This is a genomic window from Streptomyces sp. NPDC048637 (genome assembly GCF_040650675.1).
In the GTDB taxonomy this organism is placed as follows: Bacteria; Actinomycetota; Actinomycetes; order Streptomycetales; family Streptomycetaceae; genus Streptomyces.
On record NZ_JBEZHQ010000004.1, the window covers coordinates 366,477 to 390,003 of the forward strand.

The 23,527-nt window shown below is 71.5% G+C and carries 17 protein-coding genes; 9 read left to right on the forward strand and 8 right to left on the reverse strand.

What is annotated here, in order from left to right; genetic code table 11:
- Positions 1-51: 51 nt before the first annotated feature.
- The 4 genes from AB0C46_RS09025 to ggt all read right to left on the reverse strand — a co-directional run bounded on the left by AB0C46_RS09025 (position 52) and on the right by ggt (position 6,125).
- The gene (locus AB0C46_RS09025; RefSeq protein ID WP_362826909.1) at positions 52-1,365 is read right to left on the reverse strand and encodes an aspartate aminotransferase family protein; all 1,314 of its coding nucleotides are present in this window, start codon (positions 1,363-1,365) and stop codon (positions 52-54) included.
- Entirely contained in the window at positions 1,362-2,204 is an 843-nt protein-coding gene (locus tag AB0C46_RS09030; protein WP_362826910.1) for a nitrilase-related carbon-nitrogen hydrolase, read from the reverse strand. Before AB0C46_RS09030 ends, AB0C46_RS09025 begins: the two co-directional genes overlap by 4 nt.
- A 428-nt stretch (positions 2,205-2,632) precedes the next feature.
- A complete protein-coding gene (locus tag AB0C46_RS09035) occupies positions 2,633-4,120 on the reverse strand; it encodes an amidase (protein WP_362826911.1) in 1,488 nt (495 codons plus the stop codon).
- Positions 4,121-4,292: 172 nt separating this feature from the next.
- A complete protein-coding gene (gene ggt, locus AB0C46_RS09040; protein WP_362826913.1) occupies positions 4,293-6,125 on the reverse strand; it encodes a gamma-glutamyltransferase in 1,833 nt (610 codons plus the stop codon).
- A 229-nt stretch (positions 6,126-6,354) separates the two neighbouring features.
- Here ggt and AB0C46_RS09045 point away from each other — a divergent pair, with 229 nt between their 5' ends.
- Both AB0C46_RS09045 and AB0C46_RS09050 read left to right on the forward strand, forming a co-directional pair.
- The gene (locus AB0C46_RS09045; protein ID WP_362826915.1) at positions 6,355-7,098 is read left to right on the forward strand and encodes a hypothetical protein; all 744 of its coding nucleotides are present in this window, start codon (positions 6,355-6,357) and stop codon (positions 7,096-7,098) included.
- A 528-nt stretch (positions 7,099-7,626) separates the two neighbouring features.
- Positions 7,627-8,823 (forward strand): hypothetical protein, encoded by a 1,197-nt coding sequence (locus AB0C46_RS09050; protein ID WP_362826917.1) that lies wholly within the window; start codon positions 7,627-7,629, stop codon positions 8,821-8,823.
- Between the two features lie 120 nt (positions 8,824-8,943).
- Here AB0C46_RS09050 and AB0C46_RS09055 read toward each other — a convergent pair whose 3' ends face one another.
- Positions 8,944-10,875, reverse strand: coding sequence for an APC family permease (locus tag AB0C46_RS09055; protein ID WP_362826919.1), 1,932 nt, complete (start codon positions 10,873-10,875; stop codon positions 8,944-8,946).
- A 322-nt stretch (positions 10,876-11,197) separates the two neighbouring features.
- Complete coding sequence (locus AB0C46_RS09060; RefSeq protein ID WP_362826921.1) at positions 11,198-11,935, reverse strand: SDR family oxidoreductase; 738 nt, start codon at positions 11,933-11,935, stop codon at positions 11,198-11,200.
- Between the two features lie 254 nt (positions 11,936-12,189).
- Between AB0C46_RS09060 and AB0C46_RS09065 the strand changes: the two genes are divergently transcribed.
- The 5 genes from AB0C46_RS09065 to AB0C46_RS09085 all read left to right on the forward strand — a co-directional run bounded on the left by AB0C46_RS09065 (position 12,190) and on the right by AB0C46_RS09085 (position 18,044).
- Positions 12,190-12,828, forward strand: a complete 639-nt coding sequence (locus tag AB0C46_RS09065) for a class I SAM-dependent methyltransferase (RefSeq protein ID WP_362826923.1) — start codon at positions 12,190-12,192, stop codon at positions 12,826-12,828.
- Positions 12,829-12,953: 125 nt separating this feature from the next.
- Complete coding sequence (locus AB0C46_RS09070) at positions 12,954-15,275, forward strand: MMPL family transporter (RefSeq protein WP_362826924.1); 2,322 nt, start codon at positions 12,954-12,956, stop codon at positions 15,273-15,275.
- Positions 15,276-15,350: 75 nt separating this feature from the next.
- Positions 15,351-16,322, forward strand: a complete 972-nt coding sequence (gene ligD, locus AB0C46_RS09075) for a non-homologous end-joining DNA ligase (RefSeq protein ID WP_362826926.1) — start codon at positions 15,351-15,353, stop codon at positions 16,320-16,322.
- Between the two features lie 135 nt (positions 16,323-16,457).
- The gene (locus AB0C46_RS09080) at positions 16,458-17,558 is read left to right on the forward strand and encodes a glutathione S-transferase C-terminal domain-containing protein (protein WP_362826928.1); all 1,101 of its coding nucleotides are present in this window, start codon (positions 16,458-16,460) and stop codon (positions 17,556-17,558) included.
- Positions 17,559-17,744: 186 nt separating this feature from the next.
- Positions 17,745-18,044: a hypothetical protein gene (locus tag AB0C46_RS09085; RefSeq protein ID WP_362826929.1), complete on the forward strand. Its 300-nt coding sequence runs from the start codon at positions 17,745-17,747 to the stop codon at positions 18,042-18,044.
- A gap of 24 nt (positions 18,045-18,068) precedes the next feature.
- Here AB0C46_RS09085 and AB0C46_RS09090 read toward each other — a convergent pair whose 3' ends face one another.
- Positions 18,069-19,397 (reverse strand): PLP-dependent aminotransferase family protein, encoded by a 1,329-nt coding sequence (locus tag AB0C46_RS09090; protein WP_362826931.1) that lies wholly within the window; start codon positions 19,395-19,397, stop codon positions 18,069-18,071.
- Positions 19,398-19,512: 115 nt separating this feature from the next.
- On the opposite strand from AB0C46_RS09090, the gene AB0C46_RS09095 reads away from it, so the two are divergent.
- On the forward strand, positions 19,513-20,340 hold the full coding sequence (locus AB0C46_RS09095; RefSeq protein WP_362826933.1) for an alpha/beta hydrolase: 828 nt from the start codon (positions 19,513-19,515) through the stop codon (positions 20,338-20,340).
- 65 nt (positions 20,341-20,405) lie between these two features.
- Here the strand turns inward: AB0C46_RS09095 and AB0C46_RS09100 are convergent, their stop codons facing one another.
- On the reverse strand, positions 20,406-21,623 hold the full coding sequence (locus AB0C46_RS09100; RefSeq protein WP_362826935.1) for an FAD-binding oxidoreductase: 1,218 nt from the start codon (positions 21,621-21,623) through the stop codon (positions 20,406-20,408).
- A gap of 270 nt (positions 21,624-21,893) precedes the next feature.
- Between AB0C46_RS09100 and AB0C46_RS09105 the strand changes: the two genes are divergently transcribed.
- A complete protein-coding gene (locus tag AB0C46_RS09105; protein ID WP_362826937.1) occupies positions 21,894-23,501 on the forward strand; it encodes an alpha/beta fold hydrolase in 1,608 nt (535 codons plus the stop codon).
- Positions 23,502-23,527 lie beyond the last annotated feature (26 nt).

Sequence of the window (23,527 nt, forward strand, 5' to 3'; positions counted from 1 at the left end):
GACGAGGGCCTCGCGCCCGACGAAGCCCCCGCCCCGGCCACGGCTGTGTCCCTACGCCGGGGCCAGCCGCCCCTGCGCCGTCCGCAGTGCGTCCGCCAGCAGATCCGCGCCCTCTTCCGCCTCCGCGACGGTCAGCGTCATCGGGGGCGCGATCCGCAGCGAGGCGCCGCCCTGGCCGCCCTTGCCGATCAGCAGACCGCGCTCGCGGGCGGCCTCCAGGACCAGGGAGGCGGCCTCCGGCGAGCGTTCGCCGGTGCCGGGGCGGACCAGTTCGATGCCGATCATCAGGCCGCGGCCGCGCACTTCGCGGACGAGGTCGAGGCCGGCCGCGACCGCCCGCAGCCGCTCGATGAGCAGGCCGCCGACCCGCCGGGCGTTGCCCTGGAGATCGTGTTCGAGGAGGTAGTTGAGGTTGGCCAGGCCCGCGGCCATGGTGACCGGGCTGCCGCCGAAGGTGGAGATGGAGTTCGCGGAGAGCGAGTTCATCACCTCGGCGCGGGCCACCACCCCGCCGATGGACGTGCCGTTGCCGATGCCCTTGGCGAAGGTCAGCATGTCGGGCGGGCCGTTGCCGTCGTGCGCCTGCCAGCCCCAGAAGTGGTCTCCGGTACGGCCCCAGCCGGTCTGCACCTCGTCGCTGATCCAGAGGATGCCGTGCCGGGCGAGCACCTCGCGGAACGCGGCGTACAGACCGTCCGGCGGCATGGTGAATCCGCCGACGCCCTGGACCGGTTCGGCGATGAGCGCGGCGACCCCGCCCGCGGTCTGCTGGAGCATGTCCTCCAGGTCGGCGACGCAGGCCGCGAGGTACGCGGCGTCGCTCAGCTCGGCGTACGGGCCGCGGCTGCGCACCCCGCCGTGGACGTACAGCGTCTGGAGGGGCGAGAGGCTGGTGGGCGACCAGCTCTGGTTGCCGGTGATGCCGATGGTGGAGAAGGACCGGCCGTGGTAGCTGTTGCGCATCGCCAGGATCTGGTTGGAGCGGCGGTACGTGGTGGCCAGGAGCAGGGCCGCGTCATTGGCCTCCGTACCGGAGGTGGTGAAGAAGACCCGGGCGTCGGGGATGCCGGAGAGCGCCGCGATCCGCTCCGCCAGGTCGACCATGGGCCGGGAGAGGTAGAGCGTCGAGGTGTGGATGATGCGGCCGGCCTGTTCGCTGACGGCCTTGGTCACCTCGGGCAGCGCATGCGCCGTCATGGTGGTGAGGATGCCGCCGAAGAAGTCGAGATAGCGGTTGCCCTCGGCGTCCCAGACGTGGCGGCCCTCGCCGTGGGTGAGTTCGAGGGGCCGCTCGTAGTAGAGGCTGAGCCAGGAGGGCAGGACGGCCTGGTGGCGGGCGTGCAGGCCCGCGGGGTCGTGGGTCATGGCTGCACCAGCCCGTCGTACGCGTCGGGGCGGCGGTCGCGGTAGAAGGCCCACTGCTGGCGGACCTCGTCGATCAGGGCGAAGTCCAGGTCCCGGATGACCAGTTCCTCCTTGGAGTCGCTGGCGACGTCGCCGACGAACTGTCCCCGGGGGTCGACGAAGTAGCTGGTGCCGTAGAAGTCGTTGTCGCCGTACTCCTCGACGCCGACCCGGTTGATCGCCGCGATGAAGTACTCGTTGGCGACCGCGGCCGCGGGCTGCTCCAGCTGCCAGAGGTAGGCGGACAGGCCGCGGGAGGTGGCGGAGGGGTTGTAGACCAGCTGGGCGCCGTTGAGGCCCAACTGCCGCCAGCCTTCGGGGAAGTGGCGGTCGTAGCAGATATAGACGCCGATCTTGCCGACGGCGGTGTCGAAGACCGGCCAGCCGGCGTTCCCCGGCTTGAAGTAGTACTTCTCCCAGAAGCCCTTGACCTGCGGGATGTGGTGCTTGCGGTAGGTGCCCAGGACCGTGCCGTCGGCGTCGATGACGGCCGCGGTGTTGTAGTAGAAGCCGGACTGTTCGACCTCGAAGACGGGGACGACGATGACCATGCCGGTCTCGCGGGCCAGGTCCTGCATCCTGCGGACGGTCGGGCCGTCGGGTACCGGCTCGGCCCAGCGGTAGTGCTCGGGCTCCTGGACCTGGCAGAAGTACGGGGCGTTGAAGACTTCCTGGAAGCCGATCACCTTCGCGCCCTGCGCGGCCGCCGCTCTGGCGTACTCCTCATGCTTCGCGATCATCGATTCGGTGTCGCCGGTCCAGGTCGCCTGGACCAGTGCGGCACGCACAACATCGGCCATGAGCTGCTCCTTTGTCGATGCGTCAGCCTGCGCCCGCGCATGATCTACGCCGCGATCTACGCGTGTGGAGGTGACCGTAAGCCCCGTCACGGACCGTGGCAAGACCATCTCCACTGTGGCGCGTCCGCCGGCACTTCACAGAATCGACAGCCAAACTGATAAGTTTGCCTGTTAATCTCGCCCGCTGGACATATGCCGGAAAGGGACGCGGAACGCCTCGCGAGGGACACGCCGGGCGGTGCCGCGAGCCCTCCGCCACCGGCTCCGGCCGCACCTTCGGCGCCCGGCTGACGGCGTCGGGCCGTCCGCAGCCGCGGCTCAGACGCGCCCCCGCGACTCAGGGGCGGACGCCGTTGCGGCTCGGGGCGGACGCCCCCGCGGCTCAGGAACGGACGCCCCCGCGGCTCAGGGACGGACGCCCCCGCGGCTCAGGGACGGACGCCCTCGTGCTGCACCGGATGTCCGGCCGGCCGCCGCTCGTGCCAGCGCAGATCGTCCTGCAGCTGGGCGGCCAGCGAGATCAGCTGCGGCTCGCCATGGGCCGGGCCGAGCAGCTGGGCGCCCAGCGGCAGGCCGTCCGTACTGAACCCGGCGGGGACGCTCACCCCCGGCCAGCCGAGGACATTCCACGGCCAGGCGTAGGGGCAGGCGGCGATCATGGCCTGATCCGTACGCCAGCCGCTGAGCTTGGCGAGGGTGCCGATCCGCGGCGGCGGGGTGGCCGTGGTCGGCGTCAGCAGCACGTCGTAGGGGCCGAACAGCGCGCCGATCCGGCGCTGTTGGCGCTTCTCGACGGCGCGCGCCCGGCGCAGTACGGGCCCGCCGAGCAGCCGGCCCATCCGGGCCGCCTCCCGCGTCCTGCGGTCCAGGAGCGAGCGGTCGGGGACCCGGTCCGCCCACTCCCCCACCCCGGCCGTGGCGCGCGGCACGAAGGCCAGCCCGACCAGCCCGTAGTCCGGCTCCGCCTCCTCGACGAAGTGCCCGAGGCGGGCCAGCGTGCGGGCCACACCGGTCACCGCGGCCCGGACGTCGGGGTGCAGCGGCTTGGGCGTGAAGGTGAAGGCCGCCTTCCAGGACAGTGCGATCCGCAGCCGTCCCGGGTCGCGGCCGGCCGCCTCGCGGGCCGCGATGGCGGGCGGCCGGTGCAGATCGCCGTCGTGGTTGCCGCTGGCCACGTCCAGCAGCAGCGCCGCGTCCTCGACCGTACGGGCCAGCGGTCCGATACCGGTGATCCCCTGGAAGGCCTCGGGGTCCGGCCAGGTGGAGATGCGGCCGCGCTGGGGTTTGATGCCGACGAGGTGGGACCAGGCGGCGGGGATCCGGACCGAACCGGCGCCGTCGGTGCCGAGGGCGGCGGGGACCAGCCCGGCCGAGACCGCGGCGGCCGAACCGCCGGACGAGCCGCCCGGGGTGTGGGCGAGGTTCCACGGGTTGCAGGTGTTGCCGAAGGCCGGGCCCTCGGTGAACGGCCACTGTCCCAGTTCGCAGGCGTTGGTCTTGCCGACGATGATGGCGCCGGCCGCGCGCAGCCGCCGGACGACCTCGGCGTCGCGCTCCTTGGGCGGGAATTCTCCGGCGCAGCCGAACGCGGTCGGCTCGCCCGCCACATCGGTGTCGTCCTTGACCGCGACCGGCACCCCGAGCAGCGGCAGCCGCTCCCCGGCCGCCAGTCTGCGGTCCGCCTCCGCGGCCTCCGCCAGCGCCGCCCCGGCCCGTACCCGCCGGAAGGCGTTGACGGTGTCCTGGGTCGCCTCGATGCGCTCCAGCGACCGCCGTACCAGCGCGGTCGAGGTCACCCGGCCCTCGGCGAGCGCCCGCGCCTGCTCGGCGAGGCCCTCCAACTCGCCCGCCGTGGCACCGATGTGCCGGGCCGGGACCTGCCCGGTCTCGCTGTCCTGGCTCTCGTCAACGCTCACGCTGCGTGCCCTCCCTGGGACCGCTCATTCGAACGAACGGTCCCAGGAGGCTAATCGCCACCGCCATGGCCATCAACGACGCCGCGCGGAGCGGAACATCGACGACACACGGACGGCACACAGCGGTCCGTCCGTGTCGGCGGTGTGACATCGAGCTCCTGTGCCGCGGGCGTTACGACCGGTGCACGACCCTCGCCGAGCCGCCGCCGCGGCGTACCTTTTCGGCCGCGGCCAGCCAGCGGCCGTCCGGCAGTCGCTGGACGCCGGTCGCCGCGCCGATCTCCGGGTTCTCCTTGAAGGCATGTCCGATCGCTTCGAGTTGCCGGCGGAGCGGGCTGTTCCACAGGCCGGGTTCGAGCTCGGTCCGCGCCGCGTTGCGCTGGCTGGCACGCGGCGCGGCGATGGCGTCGACCAGCGGCATGCCGCGGTCGAGGTGGTTGACCAGGGTCTGCAGCACGGTGGTGATGATGGTCGCGCCGCCGGGCGAGCCGAGCGCCACCACCGGCCGGCCGTGCCGCAGCACGATCGTCGGCGACATCGACGAGCGCGGCCGCTTGCCGGGGCCCGGGAGGTTGGGGTCATGGACAGCCGGATCGGCGGGCGCGAAGGAGAAGTCGGTGAGCTCGTTGTTGAGCAGGAAGCCGCGGTGCGGGACGACGATGCCGCTGCCGCCGGTCTGTTCGATGGTCAGGGTGTAGGCGACGACGTTGCCCCACTTGTCGGCGACGGTCAGATGGGTGGTGTTCTCCCCCTCGTAGGTCGTCGGCGTGGCCTTGCCGGCGCCGGCGCAGCGCTGCGGGTGGCGCGGGTCGCCGGGCGCGAGCGGGCTGGTCAGCGCCTTGTTGTCGTGGATGAGGCAGGCGCGGGCATCGGCGAACCGCTGTGCGGTCAGGCCCTTGGTCGGGACGTCCTCCTGCGCCGGGTCGCCGACCCAGCGGCCGCGGTCGGCGAAGGCGATCCGGGCCGCCTCGATGAAGCGGTGGAGGTACTGCTTCTCGCTCAGCCGGGAGACCTCACTCTTCTCCAGGATGTTGAGCGCCTCGGCGATGCTGGTGCCGCCGGAGGAGGACGGCGCCATGCCGTAGACATCGAGCCCGCGGTAGCCGGTATGGGTCGGCGCCTGGCTCCGGACCCGGTAGGCCCGCAGATCGCCCGCGGTCAGATCGCCGGGCCGTACCGTGCGCGGGGAGCCGGCGCGCACCGGCGGCTTGCGGACGGTACGGACGATGTCCTGGCCCAGCGCACCGTCGTAGAGCGCACCGACGCCCTTCTTCGCCAACTCCCCGTACGTACGGGCCAGATCGGGGTTCTTCATCGTCGAGCCGACCACCGGGAGCTTGCCGCCGGGCAGGTAGAGGCGGGCGGTCGCCGGGAAGTCGCGGAAGCGCGCCTCGTTGTCGGCGGTCTGTTGGCGGAAGGTCTCGTCGACCGTGAAACCGCCCGCGGCCAGCCGCTGTGCGGGGCGCAGCACCTGGCGCAGGGACCGGCTGCCCCACTTGCGCAGGGCGGTGTCCCAGGTGGCGGGGGTGCCCGGGGTGCCGACGCTCAGCCCGCTGGTGACGACGTCGTCGAACGGGAGCGGTGTGCCGTTCTCCAGGAAGAGGTCCTTGCCGGCGGAGCGTGGGGCGGTCTCCCGGCCGTCGAGGGTGCGTATGGTCCTGGACCGGGCGTCGTAGGAGACGAAGTAGCCGCCGCCACCGACGCCCGCGGAGTAGGGCTCGGTGACGCCGAGGGCGGCGGCGGTGGCGACCGCGGCGTCGACGGCGTTACCGCCCTTCTTGAGCACCGAGATACCGGCGGCCGAGGCATCCGGGTCGACGCTGGAGACGGCCCCGCCGTAGCCGACGGCGACCGGAGTCTTCTCCGGTGTGGCGGTGGCGCTGCCCCGGTCCGCGGGGGCGGGCCGCGCGGGCGCGGCGGATCCGGCGGCGGCCGGGACCGCCACCAGGGAGCCGGCCAGCGCGGCGGCTGCTCCCAGGACGGTGAGGCGTCGGGCTCTGGTCATACCGGGGTTTCCTCCAAGAGGGTGCGCGGGGGGCAGCAGGGGCCCGGAGCCTACTCGCGGCAACAGCCCGCCGACAGAGGGCATTTCGGGCCCGATGCCCCGTTCACGGAAGGGATCAGCTGCCCGTTTCCGTACGGATCAGGTATGCCCGTACGGACCGGGACAAGCCGTCCCAGCCGCCCGCCCCGCCCTCGAACGCACACCCGGGATGCCGCTACGCTCCCCGGCCATGGACGACACCGTGCTGCTCCTGACCGTGGCGGCCGCGGCCCTGATCGTGGGCCTGGCGGCCGGCTGGGCCGTGCAATCCGCGGTGGCCCGCCGGAAGCTGACCCGCGAGCAAGGCTTCTTCGGGCTGCCGGGCGGTTCGGAGTGCGTGCTGGTCACCCACCGGGACAGCTCCTCGGCCCACTGGAGCATCCCGCGCCATGATGCGCTGGCGCTGCTGGGGCTGGCCGCGGTGATCGAGAACTGCGGTGCGCACCCCGAGGTCGCCCCGCACGACACCGGTCTCCAGGGCTTCGGGGCGCGTACCGAGTTCTGTGTCGGCGACCCGACCGCGCACCGGCGGCTGGCGGCCCATCTGGCCAATCTGCTGCCGGGCCTCGCGGTGCACCCCGGCGACGAGTCCGGCGCGGGCCGCGGCACCTTCACGGTCGGCGGCTCGACGTACCGGATGGAGCCCGGGGCCGTCGAGTATGTCCTGCTGGCCCGGCTGACCGCCGGGGAGGGCGACCGTCCGGTGTTCCTGGCGGCCGGCCAGCGCCCGGTCACCCACCGGGCCGCGGTCCGTCATCTCGTCCGCAACCGGGCCCGGCTGGCCCGGAAGCACGGCACCGACGGTCAGTTCTGTCTGCTGCTGAAGGTGGTCAACTCGCAGGCTTACGGGCCCGATGTCGTGGAGCTGGTCGCGGATGTCACCAAGGCCGCGCTCACGGCCGCGGAGCCGAAGGGGCACCGGGCGGCGGCCTGAGCCCCGCGGGGCGGCGGCGACCGGGGGCCCATCGGCCGCGGGTGTTCCGCGCCGGCCCCCGGCCCGTACGGGGGCACCTGGACGCACCCCCTAGAGGGGTTGTCCGGGCACGTTGACCTGCCCAGGTCCACTTCCCCCATGGGCGGTGCCGCGAGGTCTGCAGGGCGGCAGCGGTCAGGAACGGTCAGGGCGGCAGCGGTCAGGCATGGTGCTGCGCGTTCCGGAGCCGATGGTGACGGCGCTGGTCGACGTGGTGCCGGCGGCCGGGGTGGCGTACGAGGCGTTCGGGCGGTCACTGGCACCGCCTCCCCGAGGGGGTCGGGCATCGGGAGGATCCGGTCGGTGCCCCTCCCACCTGTCACCGCGCCATTGGGCGAACAAATAGGTCATGTGGCGGATGCAGGGCACTGCGCCTGCCCATAAATTGCTCATCCCGTGGAGACCGCATAGAGCGCGGACGGTTTGACCAAGTGCCACGCCCTCGTGGAATTCATCAGTCTTTTCAGGCGCACAGGGTGCCAGCAAGGCATGATCTCTTACCGAAAGCAGGTCACAACCATGACCGTTCATCTTCTCAGGCGCAGATGTACCGCGCGCCTGAATGCTGTATTGGCGGTGCTCGTCGCCGCACTGGGGCTCGTGGTCTCCCCCCTGGCCACCGGCGCCGCTCAGGCGGATGAGAAGCCGCGCGAGATTACCGTCCTCATGCAGGCCGCGGACCAGGGCAATGGCCAGCTCGCCTTTGCCCGGTACGTGCCGGAACGGTGCGTCGTGACGGCGTCGCTCTGCAACCCGGTGTTCGCCTACAACAATCTGGACGGTCGAACCCCGACGGGCAACACGGGCACCTGGGGCGACACGACGGACGTCGGGTTCAGCATGCTGGTCAACGCCGACGGGTCCTTCCACCTGCGGCACGATTCCTCCGGGATATGCGTCAACGCGGACAGTTCCACCGGGGGCATCTCCGACGCCGGTGACTGTTCCAGTGCGACCAACTACACCCTCCAGCCTGCCAGCGACGGGGGCGGCGCTTACCTCATCCGCGGCCCGGGCAACAAATGCCTGGCTCCCACGAATGCCGTGAAATGGGGCGAGGATGTCAGCTTCAGTGAATGCGTCGGCGACGACGTCACCAAGCAGTGGAAGCTGCACACCGCCGACGACGCGGCACCTCCCATTCCCAGCAACGCTTCGGCGATCGCACTGGGCGAGAACAAAATCACGGTCTGCAACTGGGGCGGCTACTCGGCCAGGGCGACAATCGACTACGAGATCATGACGGATCCCAACAGCGATACCCCGAAGAAGGAGCATCGCGCCATCAGTTCGTTCCCGGTCACGCAGTGCAGGACGGAAATGTTGCCGGCAGGCAAGATCTCCGCCACCGTGACGCTGCGCCGGTTCACGTGGGAAAAGGCGAACGACTACAAGTTCGACGACGTGGCGGGCAATACCTTCGCCGGCTCCGGAGCGAACGACAGGGTCACGTCCGTCTGGGTCATTGGCGGCACCCACGCGAACGCGAGTTTCCACATGCAGGGCGCAGCGTGCGACTCGTACTCGCAATTCAAGCAAGATCCTGACAGTCAGCTGTTCATCAAGGAGTCGAGCGGCCAGGAGAAGTGCAGAACTGACGCCACCGCGGGCCACTGGTTCGCGGAAGGCGTGAAAACCGCCTGGGGCATCTTCACGAAGATCATCACGTCGTTCGCCGGCCGGTAGTCCGTCACAAAGCAGCAGTCGGCGCGCATTGATCTAGAGGCTGCCAGGACGCTGAAGCGCCCTGGCAGCCTCTCCTCGCCAGCTGTCGTCGTGCGCCCGCCAGGGGGTACGGGACAGCCCTTAGGCCACCCCCGGCTCCTTCCCGGACGGGAGCCGGTAGGGCACGTTGACCACCGTCACGCCCGGCGTGAACAGCAGCCGGGCCTTCAGCCGCAGTGCGCTCTGGTTGTGCAGCGGCTGCTCCCACCAGCGTCCGACGACGTATTCCGGGATGACGACCGTGACGGCAGCGCCCGGATACCGCGCACAGACGTCCAGGATGTGGTCGATCACCGGCCGGGTGAAGTCCCGGTAGGGCGAGCTGAGCACCTGGAGCGGTACGGCGATGTCATGGGCGTCCCACTGCTCGCGCAGCTCCCGCACATCGCCGGGATCGACCGCGACGGTCAGCGCCTCCAGCGAGGTGGGACGCATCGCGCGGGCGTAGCCGAGGGCCTTGAGAGTGGGTGCGTGCAGGGAGCTGACCAGCACCCGCACATGGTTTCCGGCCGGCTCCCAGGGACGTGCGCCGGGGGCGACCGCCAACTCCCGTTCGAGGCGCCGGTAGTGCTGGTGGATGCCGCGCATCCCCAGGAACAGCAGCGGCATGGCGATCACCACGATCCAGGCGCCGTGCAGGAATTTGGTGATCAGGACGATGATCAGGACCACCCCGGTGAGCACCGCGCCGACCGCGTTGATCGCCTGGGAACGCCGGTGCCGGGCCCGCTCCCGTGACGGCAGTCCCGGTCCGGCGAGTACGGTCCGCCAGTGCCGGACCATGCCCGTCTGGGAGAGCGTGAAGGAGACGAAGACGCCGATGATGTAGAGCTGGATGAGGCGGGTGAGCTCCGCGTCGAACAGGACGATCAGTCCGATCGCGGCCAGCGCGAGCAGGATGATGCCGTTCGAGAAGACCAGCCGGTCCCCGCGGTTGTGCAGTTGCCGGGGCACGAATCCGTCCTCGGCGAGGATCGACGCCAGCATCGGGAAGCCGTTGAAGGCGGTGTTGGCGGCGAGGATCAGTACCCCGGCCGTGAACGCCTGCAGCAGATAGAAGAGCGTGTCGAGATCGCCGAAGGTGGCGCGGGCGATCTGGGCGAGCGCGGTGGGGGTCGGGGTGTCCGGCGGCAGCCCGAGTTCGGTGGGCTGCACCGCGACATGCACGTCGCAGAGCATGGCCAGGACCGTAATCCCGCCGAACATGGTGACCGAGAAGAAGCCCATGACCAGCAGCGTGTTGGCGGCATTGCGGCTCTTCGGCCGGCGGAAGGCGGGCACTCCGTTGCTGATCGCCTCGACACCGGTCAGCGCGGTGCAGCCGGACGCGAAGGCCCGCATCCCCAGCAGGACCAGTGCCAGCCCCGTGTAGTCCGAGACGGCGTGCAGCGGCAGGTCCGCGGACTCGGCGCGGAGGCTCGCGCCGGTGGCCAGCCGTACGGCCGCGCACGCGAACATCAGGTAGATGAAGAAGACGAAGCCATAGGTGGGCACCGCGAAGACCCGGCCCGATTCCCGTACCCCGCGCAGATTCATCACAGCCAGCAGTGCCACGAACCCGACGGACAGCGCCACGTCATGGCCGCCGAGGGACGGAATCGCGGAGGTGATCGCGGCGACGCCGGACACGACGGACACCGCGACGGTCAGCACATAGTCCACCAGCAGCGCGCTGGCCGCGGTGAGCGCCGCGTTCCGTCCGAGGTTCTGCGCGCTGACGCGGTACGCCCCGCCACCGCCGGGATACGCGTAACAGGTCTGCCGGTAGGACGCCACGACCGTGACCAGCACGAGCACGATGGCAGCCGCGGCGTACCAGGTCAGATGGAGCAGCGCGATCCCGCCGAGGCCGACGACCAGCAGGATTTCCTCGGTGGCATAGGCGACCGAGGACAGGGGGTCACTGCAGAAGATCGGTAGCGCCAGTCGCTTCGGCAGCAGCGTCTCCCCGAGCCGCGCACTGTCCAGCGGACGGCCCACCATCATCCGCTTCGGCCTGAAGAATTGGCTCATAGGCGGACAAACTATGGGCCGCCCGGCAGAGGGAGAGGGAGGCTCGCGGGCCCCGCGCCGCATCGCGGCCGGTGCCCCGGCTCCCCCTCCGGCGACGGCTGCCCGGCGATGGGGGAGAGTGGCCACTCGTTGGCCGAAAACCGCCCTAATGGTTTATCGTTCAATTGGAAGCGGGTGCCGACCCGACGGTGCCGCAGGGCCCGCAGCAGGGAAGCCGGCCCACCGCCGCTCGGCAGCAGGCCCGGAGGCCACCGCCGTCGCCGCCCGCGCCCCCGAAACCGCCCCGGCCGAATTCCCCCGTTCGGCCGGGGCTTCCCCGTTCTCAGCGCAGATACGACGCCCCGTTGACGTCCAGCACCGTCCCGGAGGACCAGAGCGCCTCGGGCGAGGCGAGGTAGTGGACGGCGGACGCCACATCCCGCGGCGCGGCGACCCGGCCGAACGGGCTCTGCCGCTGCACATCCTCCGTGAGACGGTCCGCGACCCGCTCGGTCGCCACGAATCCCGGAGCCACGGATGCCACACCGATGCCGTACGGCGCCAGGTGGACCGCCAGCGACTGCCCCATCGCGTGCAGCGCCGCCTTGGACGCGCCGTACGCCGGGTGATCCGGTTCACCGCGGAACGCGCCCCGCGACCCGATGCTGACGATCCGCCCCGCCACCTCCCGCTCGATCATGTTCCGCGCCGCGCAGTAGCTGACATGCGCCGCCCCCAGCAGATTCACGTCCACGACCTGCCGCCAGGCGTTCTGCCAGTCCTCGAACGAGGTGCGGTCCAGGGGGTGCGCCACATTCGTGGCCGCATTGTTGACGAGCACATCGACGCCGCCCAGCCCGTCCACGGCCGCGTCGACCAGCGCCGCCGCGCCCTCGGGCGTACTCACCTCCCCGTGCACCAGCACATGCCCGCTCCCCGCCAGCCCCGCGAACGCCTCCTCCGCGGCCGCCCGCCGCGACGCGTAATGCAGCGCGACCCGGTCCCCGTGCTCGGCGAAGGTCTCCGCCACCGCCCGCCCGATCCCCCGCGACGCCCCGGTCACCAGCACCGCCCGGCTCATCGGGCACCCCCCGCCCCGGCACACGTACGACGGCGACAGCCGGAACACCTCAGGGACATGGCGCGCTCAACAGGCGCCCAGGAATGGCTCATCATCAACAGATCGGTCCTTTACCTCATGCCGTGCTTCGAATGATCGAAAGGAATCGTAGGGAGCGGCAGGGGGCAGGTGTGAGCGGATAAATCCCGGCGGGGCTGCCGACAGGGGCCGCGGACCCCGGCCATGCCCCCTCGGACACCCCCTAGGGTCGGTGGATGCCTTTCGACCACAACGACCACTACCACCGTCTGCTGTTACGGCACCTGCCGCGGGACTGCCGTACCGCCCTCGACGTCGGGTGCGGGACCGGCCGGTTCGCGCGCCGGCTGGCCGGGCTGGGGCTCGATGTCCATGCGGTGGACCCGTCGGCCGAAGTCCTCGCGCAGGCGCGGGCGGCGGCCGGGGAGGCCGCGGACGGTGGCGGCGCGCCCCGTTACGAGCACGCGGACGTCACCCGGCTGGAACTGCCCGACCGGCACTACGGGTTCATCTCCTGCCTGGCGAGCCTCCATCACATGCCGTTCGACACGGTCACCGCACTGCGCGAGGCCCTCGCGCCGGGCGGTGTGCTGGTCATCCTGGGCTGCTATGCGGAGAAGGGGCCGGCCGACTGGAGCTGGGGCCTGGCTGCTGCGCCGGTGAATGCGGTGGCCAGGCTCGCCGTCGGCGCCTGGGAGGGACTCCGGCCGGCCGGTACGGCTCCGGTGAAACCGCCCGTCGCACAGCCGCGCATGCCGCTGCCCCGCATCGGCCAGGAGGCCGCCGCACTGCTTCCCGGGTGCCGGATCCGCCGGCTGCTCTTCTGGCGCTATCTGCTGGTGTTCCGCAAGGAAGCGGCCCCCACCGGCGCTTGACGCCGCCGGCGCACCCGTTCGGCCGACACCCGTATTCCCCGGTGGGCATGCCGCGGCGGCGGAACGGGCGTTGACTGCTGCGTGTCCGCATGTGCCAGGAGCGCCGGCCCGCATCGGGAGCACATATGTCGTTGCCGAGGAATCCGAGCGGGGCGGACGCGCCCGGCGCGTCCGGCGACAGGGGTGTGCTGCGCAGGACCGGCGAGTGGTGTGCCCGGCACTGCGTCATCGTCCTCGTGCTGTGGCTGGTCGCCCTGGTAGGGCTGCAATTCCTGCAGCGTGCGTACGGCGGGGAGTACTCCGACGACTTCGCGCTGCCCGGCGTCCAGTCGGCACAGGGCCGCGAGGTGCTCCAGGAGCACGAGCCGAAGGCCGGGGGCTACAGCAGCCAGGTCGTGCTGCACGACACGGACAGGCCGCTGACGGACTTCCGCAGCGGCATCGACAGCGCCGTCACCGCGCTCGGCAAGCTGCCCGATGTGCTCTCCGCGCAGAACCCGCTGCCGGCACCCGGCGCACCGCCCGCCAAACCGCCGCCCGGGACGCCGAACGTCGGGCCGCTGTCCACCGACGGCCGGACCGCGTACATCACGGTGCGGTTCAGCGTGCAGCCGTCCACCCTGAAGCCGCACTATCTGCACGGTGTCGACGCGGCCGTGCGGCCGCTGCGTTCCGCCGGTGTGGAGGTGGAGTACGGCGGGCCGCTGGGCGAGCTGGCCCGGCCCGAGCCCGACGACCGGACCAGTGAGGTGATCGGCTTCGGGGTGGCGATCCTGGTGCTGCTGGTCGGCTTCGGGAGTGTGCTGGCGGCCGGGGTGCCGCTGCTGACCGCGCTGATCGGCGCCCTCTGCGGGCTGGCGTGTCTGGGGCTGATCGCCGCCGTCTTCGTCTTCGCCACCGTCTCCCCCACCCTGGCCACGATGATCGGCCTCGGCGTCGGCATCGACTACGCACTCTTCCTGATCACCCGGCACCGGCAGCACCTCATGGACGGTGCGGACCCGGTCACCGGGGCGGGCCGGGCCGTGGCCACCAGCGGCCGGGCGGTGCTGGTGTCCGGCTGCACGGTCATCATCGCGCTGATGGGGCTGTGGGTTTCGGGCGTCTCCTTCATCGGCAAACTGGGCGTGGCGGCCGCCATCACCGTGGTCTCTGCGGTGCTCGGCGCACTCACCCTCGTCCCGGCGCTGCTCGGGCTGGCCGGCCGCCGGATCGACCGGCTCCGGGTCCGCCGCCCGATCGCCGAGACGGACGCCGGACCGGGTGCCGAGGCGCACGGCAGCTGGCACCGGTACGCGCAGCGGGTGGAGCGCCGCCCGTGGTGGTATCTGGCGGGCGGGGCGCTCGTCGTGGTCGTGCTGGCCCTCCCGGTCTTCTCGATCCAGCTGGGGCACATCGGTGACGGCGCGGACCCGAAGTCGTTCACCGACCGGCGCGCCTTCGATCTGATGTCCTCGGCGTTCGGCCCCGGTTCCAACGGCCCGCTGACCCTCGTCATCGACGAGTCCGCGGTCCCGCAGGCGGACCGCCCGATGCTGGCCACACAGGCCCACCAGGCGCTCACGGATGTCCCGGGCGCGGCCTTCATCACGCCGCTGAAGGCCACCCCGGACGGCGCGGTGCTGACCGGGACCGCCTACTCCGCCCAGGCCCCGCAGAGCGCGGACACCACGGATCTGGTCAACCGCCTCAAGCACGATCTGCTGCCGGCGGCCGTGCAGGGGAGCGACGCGCACGGCTATGTGACGGGCACGACCGCGGGCCAGGTGGACTTCCTGGACATCGTCGCCAGCCGGCTTCCGCTGATCATCGCCGTGGTCGTCGCGCTCGCCTTCGTCATCATCCTGACCGTCTTCCGGGGCGTGCTGGTCGCGGTGAAGGCGGCGGTGCTCAACGTGCTGTCGATCGCCGCCTCGTACGGGGTGGTGGTGGCGGTCTTCCAGTGGGGCTGGGGCGGGCCGGCGCTCGGGGTCTCGGGCACGGTGCCGATCGAGAGCTATGTGCCGATGATGATGTTCGCGATCGTCTTCGGGCTGAGCATGGACTACGAGATCTTCCTGCTGTCGCGGGTGCACGAGGCATGGCTGCGCACCGCCGACCCGAAGGCGAGCGTGGCGCACGCCCTGGAGATCACCGCCCGGGTGATCACCTGCGCCGCACTGATCATGGTGAGCGTGTTCGCCGCGTTCATCATCAGCGACAACATCGTGGTGAAGATGCTGGGCCTCGGGCTGGCCGTGAGCGTTCTGATCGACGCCACCGTGGTCAGACTGCTGCTGGTGCCCGCGGTGATGACCCTGCTGGGCCGGGCGGCCTGGTGGACGCCCCGGTGGCTGGACCGGATCCTGCCGCATGTCCGTACGGAGGGCGAGGAGCAGCTGCCCACGGGGGGAGCGCCGCGCGGGGACGCCCCTCGGAGCGGGGCACGTCCGGGCGGGGGCGCCTGAGCGCTCACGGCGTGACCGCCGTGCCCGGCCGCCGTCCGATCTGCGAACGCCCCCGTATCGCCCGATCATCGAACCATGGCCCCGTCCGCCGAGCGTGGCTCGGCCTCGTACCCCGTGATCCGGCCGATGCTGGCCACGGTCGGCCCGCTGCCTGCCGGGCACGAGGAGGCGGCCTGGGCGTTCGAGGCCAAATGGGACGGTGCGCGCTGCATCGTCAACACCTCCGGCGACGGAACCGTCCGGCTGGTGACCCGGGCGGGCAACGAGGCGACCGGCACCTACCCGGAGCTGGCGCCCATGGGTGAGCAGCTGCGGGGCCGGGCCGCGGTGCTCGACGGTGAGGTGGTGGTGCTGGACGCGCGCGGACGGCCCGACTTCGGGCTGCTGCAGCGCCGGATGGGCGTGGTGAACCCGCGCCGCACGGCCCGGCTGGCCATGGAGCACCCCGTACACCTCGTCCTCTTCGACCTCATGTATCTGGACGGCTCGCTGCTCGGGTCGCCGTATTACGAGCGCCGGTCCCTGCTGTCCGGGCTGGGGCTGCGCGGCCCGAACTGGTCGGCGCCCGGATATGTGGAGGGTCATGGGCAGCAGGCGTGGGAGGCCTCGCTGCAGGCCGGTCTGGAAGGGGTGGTGGCAAAGCGGCTGACCTCGGCTTATCTGCCGGGTGTGCGGTCACCCGAGTGGCGCAAGACGAAGCATCTGCTGACCCTCGACGTGATCATCGGGGGCTGGACGGAAGGCCATGGCGGGCTGGCCGGGCTCCCCGGTTCCGTCCTGGCGGGCGTGGCGGAACCCTCGGGGCTGCGCTATGTCGGCTCGGTCGGCTCGGGGCTGTCCGACCGGGAGCGCCATGAGCTGGCGCGGTACCTGGAAGTGATTCCGCTCGACCGCTCCCCGTTCATCAACCCCGTGGACACGGCGGGGGCGCACTGGGCCGAGCCCCGGCTCGTCGCGGAGATCACGCTCACCGGCTGGACCTCGGCCGGCCGGCTGCGGCATCCGATCTGGCACCGGCTGCGGCCCGATCTCACCCACCTCGGCTGAGCCGGGCCGCCCGGTGGCCCGGCCGCGGCACCTGCGTGGCCGTGCGCCGGGCGGCTGACACGGGGGAATACCCGCCCCCGGCCGGGAAGGATCGCCCTGAGGACCCGGAGCAACCGCAGACGGAAGGAGTCGGTGATGCCCCACCCCGACGCCGGTGACAACGGCGGCCCCACGGACGGCACATCGGACGGCACATCGGGCGCCACCACCGACGGCAACGTCGCGTACGGCAGGAAACCCTTCAAGCGGTCCAAGAGCCACTTCGCGGACCGCATCACGGCGGACGGCCGCGACGGCTGGCCGGTCGAGGCCGGCCGCTACCGGCTGGTGGTCAGCCGCGCCTGCCCCTGGGCGAGCCGTGCCGTCATCTCACGACGGCTGCTCGGTCTGGAGGAGGCGGTCTCGCTCGCCGTCACCGACCCGATCCAGGACGGCCGCAGCTGGCGCTTCACCCTGGATCCGGACGGCCGCGACCCCGTACTCGGCATCCGCTTCCTCCGCGAGGCCTATGACGCCCGCGAGGCGGACTACCCCGGCGGGGTCAGCGTCCCCGCCCTCGTCGACGTGCCCAGCGGGCAGCTCGTCACCAACGACTTCCAGCAGATCACCCTGGACTTCGCGACGGAGTGGACGGCGCTGCACCGGCCCGGCGCACCCGATCTGTATCCGGAGCCGCTGCGCGAGGAGATCGATGTCGTCATGGCGGGCATCTACCGGGACGTCAACAACGGTGTGTACCGGGCCGGTTTCGCCACCGGGCAGCGTGAGTACGACGCCGCCTTCCGCGATCTGTTCCGCCGCCTGGACCTGCTGTCCGAGCGCCTCCACGACCGCCGCTATCTCGTCGGCGACACCCTCACGGAGGCCGACATCCGGCTGTTCACCACGCTGGTCCGCTTCGACGCCGTCTACCACGGGCACTTCAAGTGCAACCGGTTCAAGCTGGCCGAGGACCCGGTGCTGTGGGCCTACGCCAAGGACCTCTTCCAGACGCCCGGCTTCGGCGACACCGTCGACTTCCACCACATCAAGCACCACTACTACCGGGTACACACGGGCATCAACCCGACCGGCATCGTCCCGGACGGTCCGGACCTCTCCGGCTGGCTGACGCCGCACCACCGCGAGGAGTTGGGCGGCCGCCCGTTCAGTGACGGCACCCCGCCGGGCCCGGTGCCGCCGGCCGAGGAGGTCCCGCCCGGTGGACGCCCCGAGCATCTGCTGACCGGCTCCTGACCCGCGTCCGCACCCCGGCGGCCGGAACCCGACCCCGGCTCCCGGACCGTGAGATCCTGAGAACAGAAAGGGACAGACACCTACCAGCGGTGCACCGGAGCTTCCCGTGGAGGCGCCGAGCGCGCGGGCTCCCGGTTGCCGCCGCGCTCCACCCGCCCCACGCCCTCCATGCGAGGAGTGAGCCCGATGAGGATGGTTCTGACGGCCCGGATACCGACAGAGACAGGCAACGAAGTGATCCAGAACGGCAGTCTGCCGAAGATCATGGAGACGGCCATCGCCGCCCTGCAGCCGGAGGCGGCCTACTTCACCCTCGACGGCGGTGACCGCACCGCCTACTTCTACTTCGACATGAAGGAGTCGTCGCAGATGCCGACGCTCCTCGAATCGTTCTTCATGGATCTGCACGCGAAGGTCTCGCTGCAGCCGGTGATGAACACCGCGGAGCTGCGCACCGGTCTCGGACAGCTGATGAGCGGCACCTGAGCCGCCGCCCGGCCCGGCACCGCCTTACTCCGCCCCGGTGTCCTCCGGCGCCCCCTGCGCCAGCCCGGCCAGGACGTCGAGCGCCTCGGCCAGGACGCCGAGGGGCGGCGAGGCGAGCGCCAGACGCACGGCGCTGGGGGCGTGGCCCGAACCGACGGCGAAGGCTCCGGACGGGGTGACGGCGATGCCGTGGCGCGCGGCGGCGGCGACAAAGGTGTCGGCCCGCCAGGGGTCCGGCAGTTCCCACCAGCAGTGATACGCCTGCGGATCGGCCCGGATCCGGAAGCCGGCGAGCCGTTCGGCGGCGATCCGCTGACGTGCCGCGGCATCGGCGCGCTTCTCCTCCTCGATGGCCGCCGCGGTGCCGTCGGCCATCCAGCGGGTGGCCGCGTCGAGCGCGAAGCCGGAAGCGGTCCAGGTCCCCGTTCTGAGGGCGGTCGCAAAGTCCTGTGTGGCGCCTTCGGGCACGGTGAGGAACCCCAGCGACAGTCCGGGCGCGAGCCGCTTGGACAGGCTGTCGATGACCACGGTGCGCTCCGGTGCGAGGGCGGCGAGCGGGGACAGGTCGTCGCGGAGGAATCCGTAGATCGCGTCCTCGATGGCGTACAGGTCCAACTCCCGCAGGATTTCCACCAGTTCCGCACGCCGATGGGCCGGCATGGTGACACCCAGCGGGTTGTGGAGGGCAGGCTGGACGTAGACGGCGCGCAGCGGAGGGGCGGCGCGCAGCGCCTCGGGGGTCGGGCCGTGCTCGTCCATGGCGAGGGGGACGAGCGTGACGCCGAGGCGGGCCGCGATGCCCTTCACGACGGGGTAGGTGAGCGATTCGACGCCGAGCCGCTCACCGGCCGGGACCAGCGCGGCGATCGCCGCGGCCACCGCCTGCCGGCCATTGCCCGCGAAGAGCAGCTGCCGGGGGTCGGGGGTCCAGTCCCCCCGGGCGAGGTGCGCGGCCGCGGTCTGCCGGGCCACGGCCGTGCCGACGGCCCCCACCGGGCGGAGCGCACCGGCCAGCGCGTCGGGACGCAGCAGATGCCCCAGGCTCTTGGCGAGCAGCGCGGGCTGGCCGGGCAGCACCGGAAAGTTCAGCTCCAGGTCGACCCGGGCCTCGCCCGGCTCGGCCAGGGCGGGCTCGGCCGCGGGCGCGGCGGTGCGGACGAAGGTGCCGCGGCCGACCTCTCCCACCGTCAGCCCGCGTCGGCTCAGTTCCCGGTACACCCGGGCCGCGGTCGAGCTCGCGATACGCCGGTCCCGGGCGTACCGGCGCAGTGGCGGCAGCCGGTCCCCGGGGCGGAGGCGGCCGGCAGCGATGTCGGCCGCGAGTTCATCGGCAATCGCGCGATAGTCGTCCATCGGTCTCCCCTGTGGCACCCGGAACCAATATTGCACCGAGCACATTATTTACATTGCACCGAGAGATTGCCCTCTATAGCATCGAGGCGTCAAGTCGCAGCAGAGGGGACAGTCCATGGGTTCGGTCACTTGCCGAGAGATCACAGTCGGGTTCGAGGACGAGGGCAGCGGCGAGCCGCTGGTGCTCGTGCACGGCCACCCCTTCGACCGCTCGATGTGGCGCCCGCAGACCGAGCACTTCAGCCGGGCCGGATGGCGGGTGATCGCCCCGGATCTCCGCGGCTACGGGGAGAGCACGGTCATCCCCGGCACGACCCCGCTGGAGGTCTTCGCACGCGACCTCCTCGCCCTGCTCGACCGGCTCGGGGCCGAGCGCTTCGTCCTCGGCGGGCTGTCCATGGGGGGCCAGATCGTCATGGAGTGCTACCGGCTCTTCCCGGAGCGGATCCGGGGCCTGGCGCTCGCCGACACCTTCGCCGCGGCGGAGACCGAGGAGGGCAGGACCGCGCGCCACGACATGGCGGCACGGCTGCTCCGCGAAGGAATGGCCGGCTATGCGCAGGAGGTGCTGGCCAAGATGGTGTCCCCGCGCACCCTCGCCGAACGGCCGGACGTCGCCGCCCACGTCCTGGCCATGATGACGGCCACGCCTCCCGAGGGCGCGGCTGCCGCACTGCGCGGCCGTGCCGAACGCCCCGACTACACGGAACTGCTGTCGCAGATTTCGGTACCGGCCCTGGTGGTGGTCGGCACGGAGGATGCCTATACCCCCGTGAGCGACGCCCGCGACATCCATGCGCGGGTCCCGGACGCCACGCTGGCGGTCATCGAGCAGGCGGCTCATATGCCGAACCTGGAACGGCCGGACGAGTTCAACACCGTGCTGGCGGCATTCCTCAGCTCCCTGCCGGAAAGCGCGGAAACGGCGGCGGCGAGCGGCTGACGCCGGACCGGGAAAGGGCGCGGAGGCTGATCCGCCTCGCGCGCCCGCCTCCCTCTCAACGGCCCTCAGTGCGCGTCGTAGATGCCCTGATAGTGGCCAAGCGCGGTCTCGTGCACCGTACGGTCACTCCAGTGGTCAAAGCGTCCCGGCGCCAGTCGGCCGGGGTCCACGGCGGGACTCCCGGTCTCCAGCAGCATGGCCGCCACCTGCCGTCCGACGCCGGCGGCATGGGTGACCCAGCTCGCCTCCGCGACCCACAGACCGGGCACCGCGGACACCGGGCCGACCAGCGGCAGCTCATCGGGCGTCAGGGCGAAGACACCATTGAGCCGGCGCCCCGGCGAGGCCTGCCGGAAGGCCGGGACGAGCCGGCGCGCCTCGGCGAGCGCCGAGCCGAAATCAGCCTCGCGGAACGGTAGTTCGGCGCTGTCACGGGTGGCGGACGGCTCCCAGGGGAGGGGGCGGTGCGCATAGCTACCCAGGCCATAGCGGCGGCCGTGGCGGCGGGTGTAGACGGCGTGGTCGGGGTAGCGCACGATCGGCGCGTCGACGGGGGTGTCATCGAGCTCGGGCCGCTCGGCGGTGAAGACGTACGGATGCTGGACGTCCACCATCGGCAGCCGCACCCCCACCCCGGCGGCCAGTACCGGACCCCAGATGCCGGTGGCGAGCACGACCCGGTCGGCGCGCAGCAGTTCGCCCGTCGCGCCGGTGCGCACCCCGACGAGCCGCCCGCGGTCCGCTTCCAGCGCCTGTACGGGCGTCCGCCAGCGGAAGCGGGCGCCGGCCGACTCGGCGGCGGCGACGAGGAGCCGGGTCAGACCGACCGGATCGGCGGCTCCGTCGGACGGGATGTGCAGCGCCCCCAGCGCCCGCTCGGCATCGACCAGCGCGGGAGCCAGCGCCACCGCCTCCGCCGCGTCGAGCACCCGCGCCCCGATGCCCAGCCCGCGGCCGTGCGCGACATCCTGATGGGCCTGCGCGAGGCGCTCCTCGGTGGTGGCCACTTCGAGGCAGCCGACCTGCCAGAAGGCCGGTTCGTCCGCGGCGGCGGACAGCTCCCGGTACGTGGCCACGCTGTCCTGCGCCAATACGGCCAGCTCCGGTGTGGCGCTGAGCTGGCCGACGAACCCCGGAGCCAGGCCCGTTGAACCGGGAAGGGCGTCCGGGCCCCGGGAGTCCAGCACGGTCACCCGTTCATGGCCGAGACGCGCCAGGTGATACGCCACCGAAGCGCCCACCACACCGGCCCCGACGACCAGCACCTCTTCTCCCGCAGCCATGCCGCTCCCCCACTCCCCTCGGTCGACGGTGACGACTCTCTCGCCCCCGGATCGTAAGCCGCCGGCCGGCCGGGCGGTGGCCCCGGGGGCGCAGCCCCTACTGCACCCCCGACTCCCCCTGGACCCAAGGACGTTACCCACCCGTAACCTACCGACGGGTTACCAGAGGTAAGGAGCGGACCTTACTCTCCAGTCAAATTCGGGTTCGCCGTACGCCCCACCTGTCCCCGGACAGCGTGCGGCCGCCCGCATCGAGATCTGGAGCAGAAGATGACGCCCTCCCGTACGACGCTGCGCGTCGCGATCGGCACCGTCTCCACCGCCGTCCTCGCCGCCACGGTGCTTACCGGCGCACCGGCCACCGCCGAGGCGGCGACACCGGAATCCGCCCCCGCGGCGGCGACTTCGGGCGGCTCCGCCTCCCTGCGGTTCGTCGACATCGAGGGCGACGGCGGCATCACCCTCAAGGCGAACGTCTTCACCCCGGCCGGTGCCGACGGCACCCGGCGCCACCCCGTCATCGTGCTGCCCACGAGCTGGTCGATGCCGCAGGTCGAGTATCTGGCGCAAGCCAGGAAACTGGCCGAAGCGGGCTATGTGGTCGTCGGATACAACTCCCGCGGGTTCTGGCAGTCCGGCGGGGAGATCGAGACAGCCGGTCCGAAGGACATCGCCGATGCCTCGAAGGTCATCGACTGGGCGCTGGCCCACACCCCCGCCGATCCGCAGAAGGTCGGCATGGCCGGGGTCTCCTACGGTGCCGGGATCAGCCTGCTGGCGTCCGCATTCGACAAGCGGATCAAGGCAGTTGCGGCACTCAGCGGCTGGGGCGACCTCATCAGCTCGATCTACAGCGGCCGGACACAGCACAAGCAGGCGGCCGCGATGCTCGGCGGCACCGGCGCCCTGACGGGACGCCCCAGCCCCGAACTCCGGAAGATCCTCAAGGACTTCCTCGCCTCCGATCTCTCCAAGGAACAGGAGATGATCGAGTGGGGGAAGAAGCGCTCCCCCAGCACCTACCTCGACAAGATCAACACCAATGGCGCCGCGATCATGCTGGGCAACGCCTGGGGCGATTCCCTCTTCCCGCCCAACGAGTACGCCGACTTCTACGAGAAGCTGAAGGGCCCCAAGCGGCTGGAGTTCCGCCCGGGTGACCATGCCACGGCCGAGGGGCTCGGACTCTTCGGGCTGCCCAACGACACCTGGACCAACACCAAGCGGTGGTTCGACCACTACCTCCAGGGCGCGGACAACGGCATCGACCACGAGTCGCCGGTGCTGCTCAAGTCCCGTTCCACCGGCGCGTACGAGGGCTACAAGAGCTGGCAGGACGTGCCGTCCGCGCACCGGAAGATCGAGCTGGGCGACAGCCGGCAGATCCACACCAACTGGGACTCCGGCGCCAACGGCGGCCTGATCTTCCTCTCCAGCATGATGGACCAGTTCTTCCGGCTGCCGCCGATGGCCTCGATCCCGCTGCTGCCCCGCCCCCTCGCCGCCGTCTGGAAGTCCGAACGCTACGACACCGGACAGCGGGTCAGGGGAACCACCCGGCTGCACACCACGGTGACCAGCACCGCCGAGAGCGGCACCGCCATCGCCTACCTCTACGACGTGGGCCCGCTCGGCATCGGCAAGCTGGTCACCCACGCCCCGTACACCTTCCACGGCAAGACCCCGAACCAGCCCTTCGGCGTGGACCTGGAGCTGTTCTCCACCGCCTACGACGTACCGGCCGGCCACCGCCTCGCCGTGGTCATGGACACCGTCGATCCGCTGTACATCGAGCACAACCCGTCCGGCGCCCGGCTGACGTTCTCCTCCCCGGCGAGCGATCCGTCGTATGTGTCGGTACCGGTGCGGGACCAGTAACTCCCGGGCGCGGGGCGCCCACCGGC